We start from the raw sequence: 6398 nt of genomic DNA, 5'->3' as shown, positions 1-6398 counted from the left end.
ACCGGTTTTCTTGCTCGGAACTGTTTCTGAGACAGCCAATTGGCGACAGTGCGAGGATCAAGCTCAAGCTCCCTGGCGATCTGTGCCGCATTCAGACCCTTTTGTTCATGGTAGTTTTTGATTCTGGCAAACAGTTCAAAATCAATCACGAGTTCTCTCCCATAATACGTTTGAAGATCTGCCCGATAGGGATTGGCTGATCCATCGGCCCCATGCTGTGTACCTCGGGTGGCACATGGGCGGTCTGAGCAAAAGGCTCAAGTGAGAGTACCTGGTAAAGAGGGTTCTCGTATGCGATAAGGCCTAGGCGGATAAGGGTTTGCCTGGCAGAATCCAGAGTTGCCGCATCCATGGAAAGGCGACTCATAAGAGACGGGGCGGAGTAGTAACTGAGCCCCTGCTGATCGGCCACGGTGACCAAGAACAGGTAGAGCGCCGCCGCCGGATGGGAGCAGGATTCAATGTGGCGGTCACGCACCAGTCGGTGGTCCACCCAACTAAACTTTGCGGGTATCCGGCGTATGCGTTGCGGGTGGATTGGTTGCTTTTGGATCATGAAGAACTCCTCTGCCTTTAATTGGGCCATTTAAAATATCGTTTCCCAATTGTTGCAGACGGCGGGCGATGATGGCGATGTCATCTTGTAACGCGGAACCGGTTAAATGGGAGATTAACCCAATTAAAACAGTTGCTTGTGCCGACAAGAGATCTTGTAACGCACCAGGGATTAAAGATGGCTTAACGTCCGGATCTTTCACGATTTTCCCGGACAACAGATCTTGTAACGCTTCTCCCTTTTTCCGGGAATATCCCGGATGGGCCTTGCGCCACTCCTGTACACGGCACACATTTTCCGGCCCGCGAAAGTAATCCCTATTCTCAGGTTTTTTAAGCCACAGCTTTTGGCTTGCCGCTTTGCCGGCCTTGCGGCATTCGGGTGTGGAACAATATCTCTGATGCCGCCTGTTGCGATGATCGGGATGGAAGAAAACCCCGCAGCACAGGCACTTGCGCTTTCTAATCTGTCTTGCCATCGACCGGTAAACCTCCGCCGATCAATGGATCAATTCCGGAAGAAAACAATCAATGAAGAAGAGAAGAAAAAGGAAGCATGAAGAAGATTTTGTGCGGAATTTTTTGGAAGAAAATACAGTGGGAAGAACAACATTTTCAGACCGGCAGTTCTAATGCATTTTCATATCGCCGGTGACACCCCCATTCATTCACAGCCATGGACGCTCAAGGGGTGGTCAAAATTCGGTTATCACGGGTGGTCAGTTTTCGGTTGTCATTACGAAGTCACGATCCTGAATTAACATTTGAGACAGATTTAGTCCTGGCAAATCTCAACAGACATTTACAGAACTGACAACGATCAAAAAACTATAATCAGCAGTGGAATTGAGTGACTTACATTGGTTGAAAACAGCCACATAATGCAGTTCAAAATTCGTTGACATAAACTTGTGACGGGGATAGAAGAACGTGATAAAGGGAGCACTGTTCTTTGACCTGATACTTTTTATGGCTTCAGTATTGTTCGTACTCGTTAGCTATTATCGTTGTATTATAGGTAACGTCCTTGTTTTCCCCGTGAATAAGCCAACTCCTACTCTACCTACTTGCCATAAAAGAACACGAGACATACATACCATTTTGGGGGTATGCCATGATAGGAGCCTTAAAATTAAAAGGAGAAGAACACTGCCAAATCCAGATTCCCAAGGCAGTTTTTAGCTATTGGCCCTATTTTGATAGGTATTATCTGAATGCACTTGTTGCAAACATCTGCTTAACATTTCAGGTTCTCCCAAATTCAGAGATTCCGATGACTGGTGCTTACTTATGTTTCAAGAGAGGGCATATACATAAGGGTCATCTTAAAAACATTAGTGCTACCTTGCTTGACTGTAATAATCCTCTTACAACTAGTTATACTGGGCTTTATCTTCCTTCTGACGATTGCCGAATGCTGTTGAAATATGACGGAGTAGACAACGTAATTGTTGATGATCTAGCCACTTTCTCATTACATCCGAGCACTCACATTCCAGTCGAGTTCATCAAGATTTCGCTCAGTTCCCCTGTATACCCTGGTTTTTGTGTTGCCGTTAGATTTATCTATATTTGCAAGAATATGTTTGATGTAGCACGAGATAACTCTATCCATTTCACGAATACCTTCTTTGATGAAAGGACTCTTACACAGGTATTTGGTATTGACCACTTGCTAAAACGTCAAATTCCATTTTGGACAACTTATGATTCTCAAATGAATGGAGGATTTGACATTTTCTATTATATGCCTCTAGAGTTGCAAGGGGAATGCTTTGAAACTGATCCAATATCTCGTCTGCGGTTGCGATATGATTATCTCGGGCGCACTACCGAGTTTCCTTTTAAAAAGTATAGCTGGAGAGCCAAGAATCTTCTTCGGTTAATGGATAACACTCCTAAATCATTTGGCATTGGTGATCCATTGGTAATAACAGGCGTGTTTTCACACAGAGAACAGAAAGGATCGGCGGTGTACATCATCAATAGAGATGGATTAATGATTGTAGGCAACACAATAACCAACTCGGATATAGAAAACAAATGGGGAGGCGAGGAAGAATCTACCAAGAAGCTCGATGCCCTGTGTAAATACTTAGAGCAATTAGATGATGAACTCAAAAAAAATCGCTCTTTGAACACAGAACAGGCTGCATTGATAAAATCCTTCACCGATTCTCTCAAAGTCCAGAAGACATCTAGGAACCCTAAGTTGTTATCGCTAAGCGTAGAGGGTCTATTAGAAGCAACAAAGACTGTACGTACTATTGCACCAAGCGTATCTGACATTGTGGACAATATAAAAGCCCTCTTTTTTTAATAACGGAGAAAGCAAATATGGATGTTATTCTCAAGCTCAATAATGATGTTTTAACGAAGTATCCTGATTTCAAGGCTGCCTTTTGTTTAGTAAAAAATTTCTCTGATCATTCGTCACAAGAAGAAAGAACTGCGTGCGAGCTGAAGATTGTTGAAGAAACAAAAAATGAATTTAGCGATAATAGTCACCTTTCGGATCACCCCTTCGGTCAACTCTACTCAGAGTTTTACAGAGGTATGGGGCTGAAACCTAAAAAGGTTTCCACTCCTATCCAGCAAGTCGAGAGAGTTATTAAGACTGGTGCCTACCGTAGCATACATAAAATAATAGACATTTGCATGGAGGTTGAATATACCAGTCTAATTAGTTTCCAAGTATACGATGCAGACACTATCGTCAGTCCTATGATATACAGATTTTCCGATGGAAGGGAAATGCTCACGACGTTTAGTTCAGACATAAAAGCGTGTAAGCCTGGTGAACTGATCTTAGTAGATCACGATGCAGTTCTTCATAGCTCTTATTATGGAAATAATGTGATGCGTTCAATTAAACCACAGACAACAAACTTCCTGGTTAGAGCAATGTGCATTCCTGGCATAGCTTACGACTATTTTATGGATAGTATGAATCGATTCATGTCATTGATACCGATAACAAAACTCTCCATACTTGCCAATGATTCTACAATGGTAAATATTTCATCAGAATGCACTCGTCTTGTATAACGTGAAAACAAGCTTAGGTCAAATAAAATCAGTTAGGATAATTACTTTGCAGGAGAAGACAACATGAAAACAACTGAATACACAAGTGACATAATTGTTGTGGGAGGCGGGATTGCTGGTCTTTACGCCGCAAATTCTGCTGCATTGAATTATCCAGATGCAAAAATTACGCTCTTAACGGCTGACGAACTTGGGTCAGGCGGCTGTTCAAAAAAAACGCACGGAATAAATGCCGCAATGAACAAGAACGATAGTTGCGAAGCACATATTTCAGATACCATTGCTGGAGGTATTGTAAATAATTCTACCTTAGTAAAAATACTCTGTGAGGGCGTTATAGATCGAATAAATGAACTTGAGACGTGGGGTGTTAGATTTGACCGTGACGAAAACGGTTTTTGCGTTGGTACGTACGGGGGTAGTTCTTGTAGTAGAAGTGTTCACTGGTATGACATTACTGGACTTGAAATAGTTCAAGAGCTAGTGAAACGCTCTATTTTGAATGGTTGCTTTATAAAAGAGCACAGGTGGGTAGTTGATCTGATTATTGATCATTCTGAATGCTACGGCGTAATTGCCTTTAACAGAGAAACTAATACAATTGAAACGTACCGCTCTACTGCAACGATTCTGGCAACTGGTGGTGGGGCATGTGTTTACCCTATTTCTTCCATTTCGCAAGATAAATTAGCTACTGGGATAATGATAGGGCTTAATTCTGGCGTTCCCTTAATTGATATGGAAATGGTTCAATTTCATCCAACGGGGGTCATTATTCCTGGAAGTCCTGGAAATGGCTGTCTGCTGGAAGAGGAAATGAGGACGCAAGGAGGTATTCTCCGTAACAGCGATGGCGAACGCTACATGTATAATTATGATAGCAGAGGGGAACTTGCGACCAGGGATATCGTTGCAAGAAGTTCATATATGGAAATTCTGAGTGGGCGGGGAACGAATAATAATGGTGTCATCTTTGACATCTCAATGCTGAATAGGCTAATGTTGAAAAATCGTTTTCCTAAGACTGTTAAACGGCTCAGATCATGGGGAGTTGACTTATTGACTGTTAACAAAGTTGAAATAAGCCCCACAGCGCATTTTCTCATGGGGGGGCTTATGATAAATTCTGTTTGCGAGACTCCAATTAGCGGTCTTTTTGCATGTGGTGAGGATGCTGGCGGGATTCACGGAGGGAATCGTCTTGGAGGAAATGGCGTTGCTGAAGCACTGGTTTTTGGTCATCTGGCTGGTATGTCGGCAGGGAGGATGGCCGATTATACTAGGAAACCTCTCTCGAATGGGGAGGGAAAAAAGATAATAGAGTTTTACGATGTCCCTTCAAAGGAGTACTCGGAAATAGATTTTAAAATTAAGACCTTAATGTGGAGCAAAGTTGGGTTAGTCAGAGACGGAGTTCAATTAAATTTAGCTCTACACTCTCTTAACGAAATTCAACACGATCTTAAGGGCCGTGTATCAACTATCAAAACATCAGACAGGACGTATTCTGAAGCAACAATTCAGGGTTTGATTCTCAAACATAAACTGGAGCTTGCGATTGCCATAACAACATCTGCGCTCAGCCGTAAGGATTCAGTTGGTGCCCATTACCGTTCGGACACCGGACAGTGTAATTGTAAGTACAACATCATCCTTAAAAAGGATGAAGGCCAAATCCAGACAAGCTTAGTCCCGCACGTTGAACCAGCGAGTTCGAAAATTGGCTAATTCCTTTCTTGTGCACTCTATCCATTTTTCATGTCTGGATTGGATTCGGGGAAGAAAGGGTTGCTTTGATCTTCCCCGTTTTTGTGGAGAGGGAGTTAAGCAGTTTCAGTTGCGTCGAGTCTTGCAAATGCCCGCACCGAACAGTCAACTGAGCGGAGGGACATCGAAGCCGTGGTGGAGCGCCGAGAATGGGTCCAACCGAGACTCGTCGGAGGCGGGCCGCCACGGCTTCGATGGCCCGGAGCGGCTCAGATCGCCCACTTTTCCCCAAGCCCGGCTTTGGCTGCCCTTAATTCGAACTCGGCCGGGCTAAGATAGCCAAGGGTTGAATGGCGTCGCTTTCGGTTGTACCAAGTTTCGATGTAGTAAAAGATATCGCCTCTGGCCTGAGTTTCGGATGTGTAGACACACAAGGGTCCTCCCGTCGAATAAGTCGTTGAAAAGGCACGAAGAATTTTTTGCCACTGACGGGCTTGTAGAACACGATAATATATTTTTCCCTTGACATAACTGAAGTATTTGCAAGTTGCGTAGGAATGTACATGCGAACAACCCAGCGCAAAAATCGGGATGGCTCCATTTTCCGATACTATCAACTGGCCCACAATGTTCGTGAGCCGGGAACCGGTAAAATCATTCCTAAAATTCTCTACAATTTCGGAAGGGCAGAAGAAATCGACTGTGATGCCCTCGTGCGTCTTTGCAAGTACATCGACCGTGTTTGCCACACGGGATTTCGAGAGGGCATCCAAAAGCGGGAGGCTTTGCCAACTACAAAGGATCTCGCCTGGCCGGAAGAAGTCCAAATTCTGGGCTCCAGGGAACTCGGTCCCCTTCACGTAATAGAGACACTTTGGGAGCGGCTCGGGATCGGACCGGTTTTCAGGAAAATCATGGATGAAACAAAATACACGGTTCCCTATGAGCGTGCACTGATGGCCATAACCACGAATCGTCTGTGCGCTCCCGATTCGAAGCTGGGCGTATGGGATAGATGGCTTCCCACCGTCTTTGCGCCCTCGTGCTGGGCGCTCAAGCTGCCACAGATGTATGAGGCTATGGACATT

The 6398-nt window shown here is 44.3% G+C and carries 6 protein-coding genes and 1 pseudogene; 4 read left to right on the top strand and 3 right to left on the bottom strand.

Annotated features, from left to right (window positions below):
- Window positions 1–145 precede the first annotated feature (145 nt).
- Together NC238_05065 and NC238_05060 are read right to left on the bottom strand one after the other, a co-directional pair.
- Window positions 146–478: a helix-turn-helix domain-containing protein gene (locus NC238_05065; protein MCM1565309.1), complete on the bottom strand. Its 333-nt coding sequence runs from the start codon at window positions 476–478 to the stop codon at window positions 146–148.
- Window positions 479–497: 19 nt separating this feature from the next.
- The gene (locus NC238_05060; protein ID MCM1565308.1) at window positions 498–1034 is read right to left on the bottom strand and encodes a hypothetical protein; all 537 of its coding nucleotides are present in this window, start codon (window positions 1032–1034) and stop codon (window positions 498–500) included.
- A gap of 635 nt (window positions 1035–1669) precedes the next feature.
- Here NC238_05060 and NC238_05055 point away from each other — a divergent pair.
- The 3 genes from NC238_05055 to NC238_05045 all read left to right on the top strand — a co-directional run bounded on the left by NC238_05055 (window position 1670) and on the right by NC238_05045 (window position 5331).
- On the top strand, window positions 1670–2875 hold the full coding sequence (locus NC238_05055) for a hypothetical protein (protein MCM1565307.1): 1206 nt from the start codon (window positions 1670–1672) through the stop codon (window positions 2873–2875).
- A gap of 17 nt (window positions 2876–2892) precedes the next feature.
- Entirely contained in the window at window positions 2893–3603 is a 711-nt protein-coding gene (locus NC238_05050; GenBank protein MCM1565306.1) for a phenylalanine--tRNA ligase beta subunit-related protein, read from the top strand.
- A 63-nt stretch (window positions 3604–3666) separates the two neighbouring features.
- Window positions 3667–5331 carry an FAD-binding protein gene (locus NC238_05045; GenBank protein ID MCM1565305.1) on the top strand — a complete coding sequence of 555 codons (1665 nt, stop codon included), beginning with the start codon at window positions 3667–3669 and terminating at the stop codon, window positions 5329–5331.
- 248 nt (window positions 5332–5579) lie between these two features.
- Here NC238_05045 and NC238_05040 read toward each other — a convergent pair.
- Window positions 5580–5720: pseudogene (locus NC238_05040) on the bottom strand (IS3 family transposase).
- 375 nt (window positions 5721–6095) lie between these two features.
- Here NC238_05040 and NC238_05035 point away from each other — a divergent pair.
- Window positions 6096–6398 (top strand): hypothetical protein (locus NC238_05035; protein ID MCM1565304.1); only part of this gene is annotated, 303 nt, incomplete at its 3' end.

It is taken from the genome of Dehalobacter sp., assembly GCA_023667845.1.
In the GTDB taxonomy this organism is placed as follows: Bacteria; Bacillota; Desulfitobacteriia; order Desulfitobacteriales; family Syntrophobotulaceae; genus Dehalobacter.
The sequence above is the reverse complement of the archived record's forward strand: the minus strand, read 5'-3'. Positions and strand labels throughout refer to the sequence as shown.